Source organism: Aquabacter cavernae (genome assembly GCF_003993795.1).
GTDB classification, from domain to species: Bacteria; Pseudomonadota; Alphaproteobacteria; order Rhizobiales; family Xanthobacteraceae; genus Aquabacter; species Aquabacter cavernae.
This window is the reverse complement of record NZ_RWKV01000001.1, coordinates 225,456-241,364: the sequence shown is the minus strand read 5'-3', so window position 1 is coordinate 241,364 and position 15,909 is coordinate 225,456. Positions and strand designations below refer to the sequence as shown.

Below are 15,909 nucleotides of genomic sequence, written 5' to 3'. Positions count from 1 at the left end.
GGGAGGAAGAGATGAAGAAAACGATCCTGGCCTCGGTGGCCATTGCGGCGCTCGCCATGGCGGGCCCTGTGTCAGCGCAAAGCGTGAAGGTGGGCGTCCTCAACGACCAGTCGGGCGTGCAGGCGGACTTCGCCGGCCCCGGCTCGGTGCTGGCGGCGAAGATGGCCATCGAGGATTTCGGCGGCAAGGTCGCCGGCATGCCCATCGAGCTGGTCTCGGCGGACCACCAGAACAAGGCGGACATCGGCGTCAACGTCACCCGCCAGTGGTTCGACACCGACCATGTGGACGTGATCATGGACGTGCCCAACTCGGCGGTGGCGCTGGGCGTGGCGGGCATTGCCAAGCAGAAGAACAAGGTGGTCATCGTCTCCGGCGGCGGCACCTCGGACCTCACCGGCAAGGACTGCTCGCCCAACACGGTGCACTGGACCTATGACACCTGGGCGCAGGCCAATACGGTCGGCAATGCCGTGACCAAGTCCGGAGCCAACACCTGGTACTTCATCACCGTGGACTATGCCTTCGGCCATGCGCTGGAGCGTGATGCTTCGGAGGCCATCAAGGCGGCCGGCGGCAAGATCCTCGGCACCGTGAAGCACCCGCTCGGCACCGCCGACCTCTCCTCCTTCCTGCTCCAGGCCCAATCCTCCGGCGCCAAGGTGATCGGCCTCGGCAGCGCCGGCGCGGACACCATCAACGCGGTGAAGCAGGCGGCCGAGTTCGGCATCACCAAGCGCGGCCAGAAGCTGGTGGCCATGCTCATGGTGCTGAACGACATCAACGCGCTGGGGCTCCAGACGGCGCAGGGCCTCCTGCTTTCGGAAGCCTTCTACTGGGATCTCAACGACGAGACCCGCGCCTTCTCCAAGCGCTTCGCCGCCGCCAATAACGGGCGCTATCCCAACATGGTCCATGCGGGCGTCTATGCGGGCCTGATGCACTACCTCAAGGCCGTGCAGAAGGTGGGCAGCGCCAAGGACGGCCTGAAGGTGGTGGAGGCCATGAAGGAAATCCCCACCGACGATCCGCTGTTCGGCAAGGGCAAGGTGCGCGCCGATGGCCGCGCCATCCACGACATGTACCTGTTCGAGGTCAAGAGCCCGGCGGAATCCAAGGGGCCGTACGACTTCTACAAGCTGCTGGCGACAGTGCCCGCCGACCAGGCGTTCCGCCCGCTCGGCGCGGGTTCCTGCGCGCTGGTGAAGTAGCCCAAGCCCCTTTTCCGCAGCCGCGCACGAGGTCGGGGGAGCAGCACCGCTGCTCCCCACGGCGGCGCGCGCCCGCATGCACGAGGACCATTCATGAGCGCAGGCATCGTTCTTCAGGCGAAGGGCCTCACCAAGGAGTTCCGGGGCTTCAAGGCGGTCGATGACGTCGATCTCTCCGTGGAGCGCGGGTCCATCCACGCCCTCATCGGCCCCAACGGAGCAGGCAAGACCACCTGCTTCAACCTCCTCACCCGCTTCCTGCCGCTGACACGCGGCTCCATCCTGTTCAACGGACGGGACATTTCCGCCCTCTCGGCGGCCCATGTGGCACGGCTCGGCCTCGTCCGCTCGTTCCAGATCTCCTCCACCTTCCCGCAGCTCTCCTGCATCGAGAACGTGGCCATCGCGCTCCAGGCACGGGGCGGGAATTCCTTCAATTTCTGGAGCAGCGAACGGCGCCTCGACGGAGACCTGCCGCGCGCCCGGGAACTGGTGGACATGGTGGGCCTCGGCGCCTTCGCGGACGTGGCGGCGGGCGACCTGCCCTATGGCCGCAAACGCGCCCTGGAGATCGCCACCACCCTCGCCCTGGAGCCGGAGGTGATGCTCCTGGACGAGCCCATGGCCGGCATGGCCCACGGCGACATCGACCAGATCGTCGCCCTTATCCAGAAGATCCGGGTCGGGCGCACCATCCTCATGGTGGAGCACAACCTGCACGTGGTCGCCGAGCTGTCGGACCGCATCACCGTTCTCACCCGCGGCCAGGTTCTGGTGGAGGGCTCCTACCAGGAGATCTCCCGCCATCCGGCCGTCATCGAAGCCTATATGGGAGGGGTGGATGCCTGACACGTCCGATCTCTTGGTCATCAGCGACCTTCACGGTCACTACGGCGAATCCCACGTCCTGCACGGCATGAACCTGTCGGTGCGCGCCGGCGAAGTGGTGACGCTGCTCGGCCGCAACGGTGCGGGCAAGACCTCCACGCTGCGCGCCATCATCGGCATTCTCGGCCAGCGGGAGGGCTCCATCCGCGTATCGGGCACGGAGACCATCCGCCTGCCCTCCGAGCGCATCGCACGCCTCGGCATCGCCCTGTGCCCGGAGGAGCGGGGCATCTTTTCCTCGCTCACCGTCGCCGAGAATCTGCGCCTGCCGCCGCGCCTGAAGGCCGGGGGCTATACGGACGAGGAAGTCTACGGGCTGTTCCCCCGGCTGCTGGAGCGCGCCTCCAGCCAGGGCACGAAGCTCTCCGGCGGCGAGCAGCAGATGCTCGCCATCGCCCGCATCATCCGCACCGGCGCCAACATCTTGCTGCTGGACGAGCCCACCGAGGGCCTCGCCCCGGTGATCGTGAAGCAGATCGCCGAGGTGATCCTGAGCCTCAAGCAGCGCGGCTTCACCATCCTGCTGGTGGAACAGAACTTCCGCTTCGCCGCCAAGGTGGCCGACCGCCACTACGTGGTGGAGCACGGCAAGGTGGTGGACGAGGTGGCGGCCTCCGATGTCACGCGGCGCATGCCCGAAATTCAAGCTTATCTGGGGGTCTGACATGGCCACGCTGTTCGGAATTCCGCTGGCCGCGCTGTCGGGCCAGCTCCTTCTCGGCCTCATCAACGGGGCCTTCTACGCCATCCTCAGCCTGGGGCTGGCGCTCATCTTCGGCATGCTCAACATCATCAACTTCGCCCATGGCGCGCAGTTCATGATGGGTGCGTTCGTGGCCTGGCTCAGCCTCACCTATCTGGGGCTTGGCTACTGGTGGGCGCTGCTGCTCGCCCCGCTGGTGGTGGGCATCGTCGGCATCATCATCGAGCGGACCATGCTGTGCCGCCTGTACAAGCTCGATCACCTGTACGGCCTGCTGTTCACGTTCGGCATCTCGCTGCTCATCGAGGGCTTCTTCCGCCAGCTCTACGGCGTCTCCGGAATGCCCTACGCGGTCCCTGAGATCCTCACCGGCGGCCTGGACCTCGGCATCCTCTATGCGCCCATCTACCGGCTGTGGGTGGTGGCGGCGTCCGTGGTGGTCTGCATCGGCGTGTGGCTGGCGGTGGATAAGACCCGGCTCGGCGCCTATCTGCGCGCCGCCACCGAGAATCCCACTCTGGTGCGCACCTTCGGCATCAACGTGCCCGTGCTCATCACGCTCACCTACGGCATCGGCGTTGCGCTTGCGGGGTTCGCGGGGGTGCTGGCCGCGCCCATCTATTCCGTGAACCCGCTCATGGGCTCCAACCTCATCATCGTGGTGTTCGCCGTGGTGGTGATCGGCGGCATGGGCTCCATCCTCGGCTCGGTGGTCACCGGCTTCGGGCTCGGCATCCTCGAAGGGCTCACCAAGGTGATCTATCCCGAGGCATCCAGCACCGTGATCTTCCTCGTCATGGCCTTCGTGCTTCTGGTGAAGCCGGCGGGCCTGTTCGGCAAGGAAACCGGCGGGGCGGCGCAGGCGGACAACGGCCACGCACGGTCCGAGCGGGGCAACCTGAAGACGCTGGGCATTCCGCTCGCGGTGCTGCTGGCGGTGTTCGCGGTGGCGCCCTTCGCGGTCTATCCCATCTTCCTCATGAAGGCCCTGTGCTTCGCCATGTTCGCATGCGCCTTCAACCTGATGATCGGCTATGGCGGCCTGCTCTCGTTCGGCCACGCCGCCTTCTTCGGCATGGCGAGCTATATCAGCGCCTACACAGCCAAGCAGTGGGGCTTCAATCCGGAGCTCTCCATCCTCGCGGCGGCTCTGGTCTCGGGCGGGCTCGGGGCGGCCATTGGCGGCCTCGCCATTCGCCGCCAGGGCATCTACTTCTCCATGATCACGCTGGCTTTGGCGCAGATGGTCTACTTCTTCTGTCTCCAGGCGCCCTTCACCAATGGCGAGGACGGCATCCAGAGCGTGCCGCGCGGGCACCTGTTCGGCCTCATCGACCTCTCCAGCGACATGACCATGTACTATTTCGTGCTGGCCATGTTCGCCCTGGTCTATCTGGCCATCGTGCGGATCGTGCACTCGCCCTTCGGCCGTGTCCTCTCCGCGGTGAAGGGCAACGAGCCCCGCGCCGTCTCGCTGGGCTATGAGGCGAACCGCTACAAGTTCATGCTGTTCGTCTTCTCCGCGACGCTCGCGGGCGTTGCGGGGGCCACGAAGGCCCTGGCACTCCAGCTCGCCTCGCTCACGGACGTGTTCTGGTCCATGTCCGGCGAGGTGGTGCTCATGTCGCTCATCGGCGGCCTTGGCACGCTGCTGGGCCCGGTGGTCGGCGCCTTCTTCATCACCGGCCTGCAGAACTACCTCGCCCAGTTCGGCGCCTGGGTGACGATCATCCAGGGACTGGTCTTCATCATCTGCGTGCTGGTGTTCCGGCGCGGGATCGTGGGCGAGATACAGGGTTGGAGCAGCGACCTGATGAAACGCTCCGGCAAGCTGAATGCCGGTGCGTCCCATGGGGAAAGCAAACTCTCAACGCCCCCGGCTTGAGGAGGAATCCGGGATTCACTCCTGGACTGAGGAGGCCGAAGATCTGCTCCTCATATCCACGCGCATGGACGTGCTCGAGGCCACCGGCTCCTTCACCCCGGCAGGCGCGGTGGGCGGTTCGGGAGGCCCCACCAAGACCGGCGAGGGGACATTGATCCTCGCCGGGTCCAACATCTAAACGGGCCAGACCACCATCTCGGCCGGCACGCTGCAACTGGGCGACGGCGGCACCGCCGCCCCCATCTCCGGCGACGTGCTGAACGACGCCAACCTGATCTACAACCGTTCCGGCACCTACGCCTTCACGGGCGCCGTTGCCGGCACGGGCTTCGTGACCTTCACCGGCGGCGGCACGGTGCTGTCCTCCGACCTTGCAAGGCTGCAGGTGAACGACACCGGCCAGAACGCCTTCACCGCTCCGGTCTCGCTGAAATTCTGACCTGCCATGTTCGCTCACCAGCCCATCGACACAATACCCCGGCAGGCACCCGGCCTCTTCAATAGGCTTCTACCCAATCCGCAAAATCCCTCTCCACATAAGAGGCGACACGCTGGGCCGCCCGATGCAGCCAATCCTCGCGCTGGGCATCGAGATGTGCCCGTATGTCCGTCCCCTGCCCGCTCTCGCCCAAATGAACGGCCGCCAGATCCGCCCCCATGGCGCGGAACAATGAGGCGCCGTAGGCGCGCGCCGTGGTGTGGGACAGGTCGATCTTGAACGAGTCGTTCGCAAGACGACGCACCACATAGCCTTCGGCCACATCCAGGAACGGGTCGGGGGACCGGTATCTCCCCTCCGCCAGTTGCTTGAACAGCGTTTCGCCCGTCCCGGCTCCGGACGCCCACTCCCAGGCGGACGGGACCAGCGCCTTGGCCTCGCGCACGGCGGGACCGCACGTCCAGGTGCCCGCTGCCACGAAGCGGGGGCGCCCCAGGGAGCCGCCGCCCTTCTGCCAGGCACCGAAAAGCTCCACGCTCGCCCCCTCCGGAAGCCGCGCCAGAAGCAGCCGTTTCACCTCTTCGGGCGGTGTGGTGGGCTTGAGATCCTCCAGATCATGACTGAGCGGGAGCGCTTTCATGGAGGCCTTCGCCACGAGCCGCACCATCCAGGGCGCATCCTCAGTGACGAAGCACGGCGCCGGGTTCCGCAGGCCCGCGCCATATCCCTTGAGGATGGCCTTCGCACAGTCCCCCGCCGAAATGGGCAGGGTGTCGGCGAGGCGCGCGCTGGTGGCGAGGCGGATGAGATCGAACGTGTAAGGCAGGCGCGCCGCCTCGTCGAAATCGTTAACACCCCAGACGAGGCGCCCCTCTCCATCCCGCCAGGTTCCGAAATTCTCGATATGCGCGTCGCCGACGCTGATGACGGCCGGCGCCTCCGCGAGATCCGGCACAATGGAGGCAAGCTGGCGGGCAAAGCGGAAGCATGTGGCGCGGAAGAACATGAGGCTGTTCTTGGCCATGCGCTTGTGCTTCGTCTTCAGTCCGCCTTCCACCACGGCGCACTGCGTCCGCAGCCAGGCTTCATAGTCGGCGACATCGTCGATGATGCCCATCATCGCTCTCCGCCCATGCAGCTGGCGCGATCGCAGGACAGCGCATTCACGCACGACCCGCCGGAAGACGCCGGCGATGCCATGCCATGCCTGATGGCCATGATCCTGTCCACCGCCCCCTCCCGCCTTTGCCCGGCCGCACGACGGGGATTGGGGCATACTCGCACGCCCCATTCAACCCTCGGGTGTGAGAAGGAGAGGGATGACTGCCCACCGCCCGCTTGCGCGATACGAACGCCAAAGCGTTTCATTTAGACGGCTTCCTAATGAAAACTCCGCCTGCCTTTCGGGTATTCCCGCCGCGCAAACAAGTTGCCCGCGCAGTCACAATACATCTCGCGATTGCATTGAACCGCGACTAGACTACCAACCGGGAGTTGGGGAGGCTGGCATGCGGGCACAGTCAAGCGGTGACGGTCTGGACGTGCGGGCGATCGCGGGAAGCCATGTGGTCCTGCTGGCCATGGATGCGGACAAGGCCACGCGCACAGGCTTGCTCGGCTTCGCCATCAAGCGAACGGACGACACGGAAAGCCAGTCCTATTGGCTGCGCGGCCAGAAAGTCTTCCAGGACGTGGTGCCGCAGCCGATCTCGGGGCAGACATATTCGTGCCTTGAGCACCCGTTTCAGAGTTTCCTGTGGGGCGACTATTCCGCAAAGCCGGGACGGACCTACAGCTTCATTATCCGCCCGGTCTATGGAACGCCCAAGAATCTGAGTTACGGCAAGGATCTGGAAATCCGGATCACGACCGAAGACGAAGATGTCGGCTCCCATGCGGTCTATTTCAATCGCGGCGCCATCGCCAGCCGGGCTTTCGCCGACAAGTTCGGAAACCAGCCGCCCAAAGACGCCAATGATCCCCAGGATCCCACCACGAAGTGGCTGTCGCGCGGTCTGCTGGAAGCGGCGCTCGGTTTCATCGACGGCACGCTGCCGGGCGAAACCCTGCGGGTCGCCGCATATGAGTTCAGCTACGCACCCATCCTGAACGCCCTGGCCGATGCCCATAAACGCGGCGTCGATCTCGCCATCGTCTATGAAGCGGGGGACGAAACGCGGAAAGGCAAGCGCGAGCCGACGCAGGCGACGGAAGCCAATGCCAAGGCCATCAAGGCCGCCCGCCTGCCGAAGAAGATCCTGCGCACCCGCACCCGGCGCAACGACATTCCCCACAACAAATTCATGGTGCGCCTCTCGGATGATCCCAGCCGCGTCGCGGTCTGGACGGGCTCGGTCAATTTCACCCCGTCCGGCTTCCTGGGGCAGAGCAATGTGGGCCACATCGTGCGGGACGCCGCCATTGCCGCCACCTATCTGAACTATTGGAAGCAGCTCGCGGACGATGCGGAATGGAACGCGCTGCGCGCCTGGACCGACACGGAAACGCCCGCGCCGGACGGGCCTCCGCCCATGGGCTCCGTCACGCCCTTGTTCAGCCCCCGGCCCAATGACCGCCTGCTGGACTGGTACGCCCAGCGGATCGCCGAGGCCAAGCAGACGGTGATGTTCACCGCCGCCTTCGGCGTCAACGCGACGCTCGCCAAGGTCTTCGCCAAGGATGCGGCCTTCCTGCGCTACATCCTGCTGGAAAAGCCGCTGAAAGGGGACGCGGAGACGCTCCTCTCCACGGACCGGGACCTCCAGATCGCCAACGGCGCCGCCCTCGGCAAGCTCGCTTTACGCGCGAAGATCCCCGGGTGGCAGTTGGACAAGTGGTTCCTGGACGAGGGCCATTATCGCTACGAAGGCAACGTCTTTTACATTCACACGAAGATCCTTCTCATCGACCCTCTGTCCGACGATCCATTGGTCATTTCCGGGTCGGCAAACTTCTCGAAAAACTCCCTCGTCAATAATGACGAGAACATGCTGCTCATTCGCGGTGATACGCGGGTCGCAGATATTTACATGACGGAGTTCGACCGGATATTCCGGCATTTCTATTTCAGGAACATCGCGAACAAGCTCGCGCTCGAAGGCAAGGAGGGGCAGGAGCCCATCTTCCTGGATCCCACCGCCGCCTGGGTGGAGCCGAATTTCGGACCCACCCGCATGAAGTCGAAGCGCCGGAAACTCTTCTTCCCCACCTCACCCAATTAGCCGCGAAAACCTCCCCGCAGCGCCGGCGACCGGCCCCGCAAGACGGACATCGAGACAGGCATGGATGAGCCCACGGACAACCCCTTGCCGCCACAGGCCGAAGCCGGCGGACGCAAGCCCAAGACGGCCATCGTCCTCATCCACGGCATGGGCGAGCAGCGACCCATGGGAACCCTGTGGGGCTTTGTCGAAGCGGCCTGGTGCGCCGACCGTCGCCTCGTGGATGGCTATGACGCCGAAGTCTATGCCAAGCCCGACACCATCAATGACAGCTTCGAACTGCGGCGCGTCACGACCCGATACTGGAAAGGCGAGCCCCAGCGCCGCGTGGATTTCTTTGAGTTTTATTGGGCCCATCTCATGCGCGGGAATACCGTGCACGGGGTCGTCGGCTGGCTCGTTTCGCTCTTCGTGAGATGGCCGAGTTCCGTGCCGCGATCGCTGCTCTGGGCCTGGCTCGTCGGCTTGGCGCTCCTCGCCCTCTGCCTGTTTTTTGCCGGCGCGGCCATGCTTCCCGGCGAGGTGGCCGAGCGCTGGATACCCCAGGGGTGGGCCGCCGGTCTTGCAGCGGTATCCTTTTTCCTGTCGCTCTTCGCCGCGTCCTGGCTGGCTCCGGTCGCAGGCGACGCGGCCCGCTATTTCAGTCCGAACCCCGATAATGTGGACGCGCGCCAGAAGATCATGCGCGCGGGCGTCCAGGTGATCGAGCGCCTCACCGCCACCGGGGACTATGATCGCATCATTCTGGTGGGCCACAGCCTGGGCTCGGCCATAGGGCTCGACATCCTGCACCACGCCTTCGGGCGCGTGACGCGGGAGCGGTGGGAGGCCGCGCATGCGGACGGCTCGCCTGCCGTCGCGGCCCTGGCCGCACTGGAGAAGGCCGCCGGCCAGCTTCTCGAGGCGCCCGGTGATCCGGCCGGACGCGCGGCGTTCCGAACGGCACAACGCGCCTATGCCGCGGCTTTGCGGGCCGGCTGGTCGGAAGGTATTTCTCCCTGGCTTGTCACGGATTTCGTGACGCTCGGCTCGCCTCTCAGCAAGGCGGATATCCTGGTGGCACGGACTGCGGGAGAGCTGGAGCTGTTCAAGGCGCGCCGCGAGATCCCCACCTGCCCGCCCAAGCTTGAAACCCGCAAGCCGCCGAAATTCTCGTATCGAACCGGCGGCGCCGCCATTCCCCACCACGGGGCGGTCTATGGCCCCACGGTCTGGACGAATGTCTACCAGCCCCATCGGTTCGTCGCCTGCGGCGACATCATCTCCGGGCCCGTAGCCCCCTTGTTCGGGCCGGGCGTGATGGATCTGGAACTGCCGCAGCCCGGATTTCGCTTCACGCACAATGATTACTGGATACGCCCGCAGGATGCCTCGCCCGGCACGCCGGTGGACGCGCTGCGCCGGGGGCTCAACCTGCGCCTTGAGGCCGAGGGCGACCTCTGGGGCAATGCCGACACCGGCGGCATGATCGCAACCAATGGCCTTCCCGGTCGTCCAAACGGGGCGAGCTAGGACGGGCGCCGGCAAACACGGCTCGCGGGAGGCCGCGCAGCCTCGTCGCCATGGGGGAGAGTGATGCTGTCATTCGATCGCGATACCGAGCCCGCCCCGGCCTGCCTGTCCGATAGCCGCACGGCGGAGGCGCGGCTTGCCCTGCGGGACATCTTTTTGACCGAGGAAAGTCTATCGGCTCAGACGCGCTTCAGCATGGCCCAGTATGCGCTGCGCGATCCCGAGCTGGACGAATCCCTGAGGCGCCTGTTCCGAAACCGCTGCGCGTTCTGTGAGAGCCCGACGCGCGCCCGCGCCTACCGCTTCCGGCCGACCGAAGAAGCCGGCCCGGCGGAGAGCGCGCCGAGGGGCGATGCCCATCGCGGTCATCTCTATTATACGTGGCTCGCGAATTCCTGGCAGAACATCTACAGCATCTGCAAGCGCTGCGAGCCGCTGGAAGCTTCCGTTTTTCCCGTGATTGGGCGCCGCTGCGCCTTACCGACCGCAAAGGAGGTGGAGGCCTATGCGCGCTATCCGGCGGGCACATGGGCCGGAAAGCTGAACGAGCGCCCCCTCTTGCTCGATCCGTGCGGTTCGGAAGACTTCCGCAAGCATCTGGCGGCCCTCCCGGACGGAGGGCTGGTCGCGCTCACGGACCGCGGCAGTTTCACGATCTCGCATTTTCACCTCCAGCGCGAGGATCTGATCCATAGCCGCCGGCAGGCATTCGAGGCGAACCTCGCCAAGCTGATGACCACGGACGATTTCCGCTTCACCTTCGCCAGCCTCTTCGCGTTCGAAGACATGCCCTATGGCGGGGGATGGTTCCTTCTGCTGTATCAGATCGCCAGGAAGCTCGGCGGCGGCGGCGGGCAACGCCCCACCCTCTCACAGCATCGGATCGCTGGTTACTATGCCCGGCGCCGACACCAGCCTGAATTCGCAGATCGGGTCCGGCGTATCGTTACGGACCTGATCGCCAATCCCGAGCAGATCATACGCCAGGGAAGTCCGCCGCCCACGCCATATGCCAGCGAAGGCTTGAGACCGCGCTCCTTTCACATCCGACATTTCAAGGCGCTGGAGGAGCTGAAGGTAGACATTCCGGGCCAGACCGATGCGGTGTCCATGGAGGACAGGCAGTCGCTTGCTCCGGCCCTCGTCATTCTCGGGGAAAACGCCGCCGGCAAAAGCTCCATCCTCGAAGCCATGGCCCTGGGGCTTTGCAGCCAGGGCGTCCGGGACGACCTGACACCGGATACCCAACACTTCATCCTCGATCCCGCCTTCATGGGAAACACCCAGCGGAGCGCCCCGCAGCAGGCGAGCGTCGAGGTGACCTATGAGGAAGGCCGGACGCGCACGCTCGACATCGACGTGGGTGGCATGTCGGAGCGCAACGGCGATCCAGTGCCGACGCTGCCGGTGTTCGCCTATGGCGCCTTCCGCCTGTTCCTGAAAGCCGACAAGAAGGATCGCCCGTCCTCGGTCATCCGGTCACTGTTCGAGCCGAACTATGTGCTGCCGAACCCGGAAAAATGGCTCGCATCCCTGAAGGGCACGCCCACCTTGAGCGAGGTGGCACGCGCGCTGAAATATGTCCTCGCCATCGACCAGGATGTGGATGTGATCGAGGTCGGCGAGACCGGAAAGGACTGCTATCTGGTGACACGGACGGCGCGGCCGGGCGCTGATCCCATCACCGTGAAAACCCCCTTCATCTCGGTCTCATCCGGCTTCCGCGCGGTGCTCGGCATGGCCTGCGATATCATGAGCGGCCTGCTGGATGCGCAGGGCGCCACCAGCGCGTCGCTCGCCAAGGCCCGGGCCGTGGTGCTGATCGACGAGGTGGAAGCCCATCTGCATCCGCGCTGGAAGATGCGCATTCTGCAGGGCCTGCGCGAGGCCCTGCCCAATGTGACCTTCATCGTCACCACCCATGATCCGCTCTGCCTGCGCGGGCTCTCGTCCGGCGAGGTCATGGTCCTGCGGCGCAGCCTGCGCCCCGGCGCGGGTGACGACGACCTGCCCGAATATGTGGAGCAACTGGACGAGCTTCCCGCCATCGGAACCCTGACCATCGAGCAGTTGCTGACCTCAGACCTGTTCCAGCTCTTCTCCACCGATGCCCCCGATACGGAGCGCGCCCTGGCGCGGTTCGGGGATGCGCTGGCGCGACAGGCGAGCGGCGGCATATCGCCGGACGACACTCAGCTGCAGGACGCGCGCGCCGCCATCAAGGCACAGATCACCCGCGCCCTGCCCGTGGGCTCCACCGAGGTGGAGCGCATCGTCCAGGAAGCCGTGGAGCTTCATCTGGCGGAGCGTCGGACCAAGCGACCCAGCGAAATCAGCGAGCTGAACGCCAAAACCCGCGAAAGGATCATCGCGGCTCTGGAGGGCCTGTAGCATGCGCAAGGTCAACCGCATGTCCGTTCCCGTGCCCGCGAGCCTGATGGGAGCGACATCGCCGGGGCCCAAGGAGCTGGACCGTGCCCGCCATCATTTCCGGCCATCGACGGACACAGACGCAGCCGCGCCTGCGCCCAAGGCGTCGGCTAGCTTCACATTCAGCGCCTATAAGGGTGACGATGTGCGGCATGCGCTGGAAACCCTCTTTCACGGCAAGTGCGCCTATTGCGAGGCCCGCTACGAGGTCAGCGGGCCCGTGGATGTGGAGCATTTCCGGCCGAAGAAGGGGCTGGACCGCGACAAAGCGCATTCCGGCTATTGGTGGCTGGCCGCCACCTGGACCAACCTTCTGCCGAGCTGCCTCGACTGCAACCGGCGCCGCTATCAGCAGACCCCCGAAAGCCTCTCCAGTCTCAGCGGCCTTCTGGATATGCAGCAGAAGAAGGGCATGAGGACTCTCAGGACGGGGAAGGAAACCTGCTTCCCCGTCAGCGGCGTGCGGGTGACCGGAGAACCGGCCGCCCATGAGATGGAGATCGCCCTCCAACGCGAAGAGCCGCTGCTGCTGGACCCGTGTTCGGAACGGGACGATCCCAGCCAGCACCTGCGCTTCAATATCCCGCGCAGGGGGGCGGGAGGGGCAACGGAGAAGCCCATCGGCGTCGTGTTCGCCGCCCCCGTCGGTGCGATCGGGACGGGTGCGCTCCCGTCTTATTCGCACGAAGTCTCCAAGATCGAAGATGACGCACGAGCCGCGGGCATCAGCGTGCGCGGCGCGGTCTCGATCCAGGTCTACGGCCTCAACCGCCTCGCCTTGGTCCAGGAGCGCACGCGCATCCTGCGGCGCCTCGAATTCCTGGGCGACACCGTCATCACCCTCGCCCGCACCGCCGAAGAGCTTGGCGCGCTCAAGCTGGACGACGACGCAGCGCTCCTGCGCGACCGTGCGGTCGAGCGACTGGAGGCGCATGCGGGCCGCACCCTGGCGGAAATCCGCCAGATGGCGGCACCGGACGCCCCCTTCTCCTCGCTTTCCAGAAGCTGGATAGAGGCCTTCAAGACTGAGTTGCAGCCACCTGTGCCGCCCGCGCTCCCGTGAGGGAGCGACCAGCTTTTGCCGATGATCTCACGAAGCTTGTAGATGTTTCGATTCGCACTCCCCTGAGGGAGTGACCACGTCACCTCAAGATTGAACCGCTCCGTCTGGTGGTTTCGATCCGCGCCCCCGTGAGGGAGCGACCGACGTCCTGTGGGACCGTGAGCGCATCGAGCTGTTTCGATCCGCGCCCCCGTGAGGGAGCGACCGCCGCTGCATCGGGGACATCCTGATCGCCGAACAGTTTCGATCCGCGCCCCCCGTGAGGGAGCGACCAATATCGCCGCTAAGGACTGGTTTGGGATCGCGTTTCGATCCGCGCCCCCGTGAGGGAGCGACCGCCGCCAGGGTTGGCAGTCAGAATCAGCTGGACCGGTTTCGATCCGCGCCCCCGTGAGGGAGCGACATGTCGCAATAAGGGAGCCCTGGTAAAACGAGGGGAGTTTCGATCCGCGCCCCCGTGCGCCGTGCTGTCGGCGCCCGTCGCCGCGCGCCAGACTTCGGGAAAGTCGATGTCCACGCCGGCTTCGATGAGCGAGGTGGCGACGAGGCGGACGGGTTCGCCATTGCGCAGCCTCACGCGCAGATCCTCCAGCACCATACGCCGATGCCGGGGGCACATGAGGGTGGACAGATGGGCCGCTCCCGGCAGGGCGCGGATCATCTCGAACAGCGCCTGCGCATGGGCGCGCGTGTTCACGATGCACAGCATTTGCGGCTGCTCGGCGAAGCGCGCGGCCACCTCCGCATCGCTCACCTTGCCCGGCAAACGCTCGACCCGGACGCGCTTCAGCTTCTCATAAAGCCCCTTCGGATCCGGCGCGAGTTCGCGCGCGTCATCGATGTCGAACCCGATGGGAGTTTTCTGCTTGTCGCGGATGGCATCGTCCATCTTGCGCAGGGCGGGCTGGGTTGCCGTGCACAGCACGATGCTTGTGGAATAGTTCCGCGCCAGCTCCTCCAGCGCCGCCATGCAGGGCCGCAGCAGATGGACGGGCAAAGTCTGCACTTCGTCCAGGATGACGACGCTGTTGGCGATGTTGTGCAGCTTGCGGCAGCGCGAGGTGCGGTTCGCGTACAGGCTCTCGAAGAACTGCACCGCCGTGGTCACCACGATGGGAACGTCCCAATTCTCCGCCGCGCGCTGAAGTTTGGCGATGGCGGCGGGCGCCTCGTCATCGGGCAGGCCCTTGCCGCGCGCCGCCTCCCAATCGAAGCTGGCATGGTGTTCGAGAATATCGGCGTCATCACCCAGGGCAGAGCGGAAGACGGACGCGGTCTGATCGATGATGGATGTATAGGGAATGACGTAGATGATGCGGTCCAGCTTGTGCCGAACCGCATGTTCCAGCGCGAAGGAGAGGGACGCCAGCGTCTTCCCGCCGCCGGTCGGGACCGTCAGCGTGAACAGCCCGGGCGACAGGGCGGCCTGCTCGGTCGCATGGCGCAGAATGCCGGCGCGCAGGCCATTGAGTTCACTGGCCGGCGCGCGGGCGGCAAGGCCCGCCATGTGGGTGCGCAGGCGCTCCAGGAGAACCGATAGGGCGATGTGCCCGCCCCGCTCGACATTCTCCCCCTTGGCTGCCGCGTAGAACTTTTCCGTCGCGATGAAGTCCGCATCCACGAGGCAGGAGAACAGCATCCGGACCAGGAAGGAAGTCGTGAAACCCTTAGGCCCCTCCTTAAGCCGGAAGGGGCCCGTGGGGACGAGGTCGCGCCGCTCCGGCAGAGGGCCTGTGACGCTTCGCCAATCGGCCGGGACGAGAGCCTTGGCGCGCTCCATCCGGTCCCGCAGATCGAGGCCGTCATGCAGCCCCGCATGGTGGGCCGCAATGGTCGCGGCCAGCAGGACGCCGAGCAGGTCGTTTTCGCCATAGGCATCGAACGCCACGCGCGCGCCCGCCGCGGAATGATCGCCCCCGCTGTCGCGCTCGCCCCGGATATAGGCCTGGAATTCCGGTGAGAGCTTTCCCAGGTCATGCAGCAGGCCCGCAAGTCGGCCCAGTGCGGCAAAGCCGAAGGGCGCCGCAAAGCCGGACGTAAAGTCCGCCACGTTCGCGGCGTGGTCGAGATAGGACTCCCACTCCGAAGAAGGCCGTCCCGGCAACGAATGCCCATAGATGTCCATTGAAGCCCTGCCGCAACGAGAACACGCGCAATGGATGCGCGATTCGCACCATAAGTTGCAACATGGAGAAGTACGTATGTTGGCGGATGACGACCGGGTGCCAACCCGCACTTGGCGCAACGCCGAAATTTTCTCGTTATTTCAATATCTTATTTTCTATTAACCTCGCGCGCACAGATGCACGGGCTTGCCTTCCCGTGAGCGTCACCGCGCATGCTATTTGCGGCGATCATACGCCGGCCTGCCACATCCCGCCCGCAGCCGATGCCGCTGTATCCAACCTGCGGCATCGCCACCCATACCGGCGTCTCAATTTCCGCCCGCCGCCGCCATCCGGCCATGGATGACGGGTAAGTGTCCGCGCCTTGAAACGCCGTCGGTTGAATTCGCTGCGGTGCAGTCTTATGCGTGGACCCCATGGACATCCGAGCT

11 protein-coding genes and 1 pseudogene are annotated in these 15,909 nt (G+C 65.4%); 10 read left to right on the top strand and 2 right to left on the bottom strand.

Annotated elements, in window-relative coordinates; genetic code table 11:
* The first annotated feature begins 11 nt into the window (after positions 1-11).
* From EJJ38_RS01115 to EJJ38_RS01095, 6 genes and pseudogenes are all read left to right on the top strand, one after another.
* A complete protein-coding gene (locus EJJ38_RS01115) occupies positions 12-1,211 on the top strand; it encodes an ABC transporter substrate-binding protein (protein ID WP_127088265.1) in 1,200 nt (399 codons plus the stop codon).
* A 93-nt stretch (positions 1,212-1,304) separates the two neighbouring features.
* The gene (locus EJJ38_RS01110) at positions 1,305-2,060 is read left to right on the top strand and encodes an ABC transporter ATP-binding protein (RefSeq protein ID WP_127088264.1); all 756 of its coding nucleotides are present in this window, start codon (positions 1,305-1,307) and stop codon (positions 2,058-2,060) included.
* Positions 2,053-2,763 carry an ABC transporter ATP-binding protein gene (locus EJJ38_RS01105; RefSeq protein ID WP_127088263.1) on the top strand — a complete coding sequence of 237 codons (711 nt, stop codon included), beginning with the start codon at positions 2,053-2,055 and terminating at the stop codon, positions 2,761-2,763. Before EJJ38_RS01110 ends, EJJ38_RS01105 begins: the two co-directional genes overlap by 8 nt.
* A gap of 1 nt (position 2,764) precedes the next feature.
* Positions 2,765-3,643 (top strand): annotated as a pseudogene (locus EJJ38_RS20845) (branched-chain amino acid ABC transporter permease); the annotation flags it as partial.
* A gap of 138 nt (positions 3,644-3,781) precedes the next feature.
* Complete coding sequence (locus EJJ38_RS20840) at positions 3,782-4,687, top strand: branched-chain amino acid ABC transporter permease (RefSeq protein ID WP_338021837.1); 906 nt, start codon at positions 3,782-3,784, stop codon at positions 4,685-4,687.
* A 253-nt stretch (positions 4,688-4,940) separates the two neighbouring features.
* Positions 4,941-5,126 carry a hypothetical protein gene (locus EJJ38_RS01095; protein ID WP_127088261.1) on the top strand — a complete coding sequence of 62 codons (186 nt, stop codon included), beginning with the start codon at positions 4,941-4,943 and terminating at the stop codon, positions 5,124-5,126.
* A gap of 58 nt (positions 5,127-5,184) precedes the next feature.
* Here the strand turns inward: EJJ38_RS01095 and EJJ38_RS01090 are convergent, their stop codons facing one another.
* Positions 5,185-6,243, bottom strand: a complete 1,059-nt coding sequence (locus tag EJJ38_RS01090) for a DUF2252 family protein (RefSeq protein ID WP_127088260.1) — start codon at positions 6,241-6,243, stop codon at positions 5,185-5,187.
* Positions 6,244-6,634: 391 nt separating this feature from the next.
* Between EJJ38_RS01090 and EJJ38_RS01085 the strand changes: the two genes are divergently transcribed.
* The 4 genes from EJJ38_RS01085 (at position 6,635) to EJJ38_RS01070 (ending at position 13,352) form a co-directional block, all read left to right on the top strand.
* A complete protein-coding gene (locus EJJ38_RS01085; RefSeq protein WP_164738363.1) occupies positions 6,635-8,347 on the top strand; it encodes a phospholipase D-like domain-containing protein in 1,713 nt (570 codons plus the stop codon).
* Positions 8,348-8,407: 60 nt separating this feature from the next.
* Positions 8,408-9,859, top strand: a complete 1,452-nt coding sequence (locus EJJ38_RS01080; protein ID WP_127088258.1) for a hypothetical protein — start codon at positions 8,408-8,410, stop codon at positions 9,857-9,859.
* Between the two features lie 63 nt (positions 9,860-9,922).
* A complete protein-coding gene (locus tag EJJ38_RS01075) occupies positions 9,923-12,250 on the top strand; it encodes an AAA family ATPase (RefSeq protein ID WP_127088257.1) in 2,328 nt (775 codons plus the stop codon).
* Position 12,251: 1 nt separating this feature from the next.
* Positions 12,252-13,352 (top strand): HNH endonuclease family protein, encoded by a 1,101-nt coding sequence (locus EJJ38_RS01070; protein WP_127088256.1) that lies wholly within the window; start codon positions 12,252-12,254, stop codon positions 13,350-13,352.
* Positions 13,353-13,635: 283 nt separating this feature from the next.
* Here the strand turns inward: EJJ38_RS01070 and EJJ38_RS20880 are convergent, their stop codons facing one another.
* Positions 13,636-15,588, bottom strand: coding sequence for a CRISPR-associated endonuclease Cas3'' (locus EJJ38_RS20880; RefSeq protein ID WP_420836857.1), 1,953 nt, complete (start codon positions 15,586-15,588; stop codon positions 13,636-13,638).
* Positions 15,589-15,909: the final 321 nt, after the last annotated feature.

What these genes read in the sequence shown, in the direction of transcription:
- EJJ38_RS01080 (WP_127088258.1), top strand. Translation starts at nt 8,408, where the DNA reads ATGGATGAGCCCACGGACAACCCCTTGCCGCCACAGGCCGAAGCCGGC.
- EJJ38_RS01075 (WP_127088257.1), top strand. Translation starts at nt 9,923, where the DNA reads ATGCTGTCATTCGATCGCGATACCGAGCCCGCCCCGGCCTGCCTGTCC.
- EJJ38_RS20840 (WP_338021837.1), top strand. Translation starts at nt 3,782, where the DNA reads ATGAAGGCCCTGTGCTTCGCCATGTTCGCATGCGCCTTCAACCTGATG.
- EJJ38_RS01110 (WP_127088264.1), top strand. Translation starts at nt 1,305, where the DNA reads ATGAGCGCAGGCATCGTTCTTCAGGCGAAGGGCCTCACCAAGGAGTTC.
- EJJ38_RS01115 (WP_127088265.1), top strand. Translation starts at nt 12, where the DNA reads ATGAAGAAAACGATCCTGGCCTCGGTGGCCATTGCGGCGCTCGCCATG.
- EJJ38_RS01085 (WP_164738363.1), top strand. Translation starts at nt 6,635, where the DNA reads ATGCGGGCACAGTCAAGCGGTGACGGTCTGGACGTGCGGGCGATCGCG.
- EJJ38_RS01105 (WP_127088263.1), top strand. Translation starts at nt 2,053, where the DNA reads ATGCCTGACACGTCCGATCTCTTGGTCATCAGCGACCTTCACGGTCAC.
- EJJ38_RS01090 (WP_127088260.1), bottom strand. Translation starts at nt 6,243, where the DNA reads ATGGGCATCATCGACGATGTCGCCGACTATGAAGCCTGGCTGCGGACG.
- EJJ38_RS01070 (WP_127088256.1), top strand. Translation starts at nt 12,252, where the DNA reads ATGCGCAAGGTCAACCGCATGTCCGTTCCCGTGCCCGCGAGCCTGATG.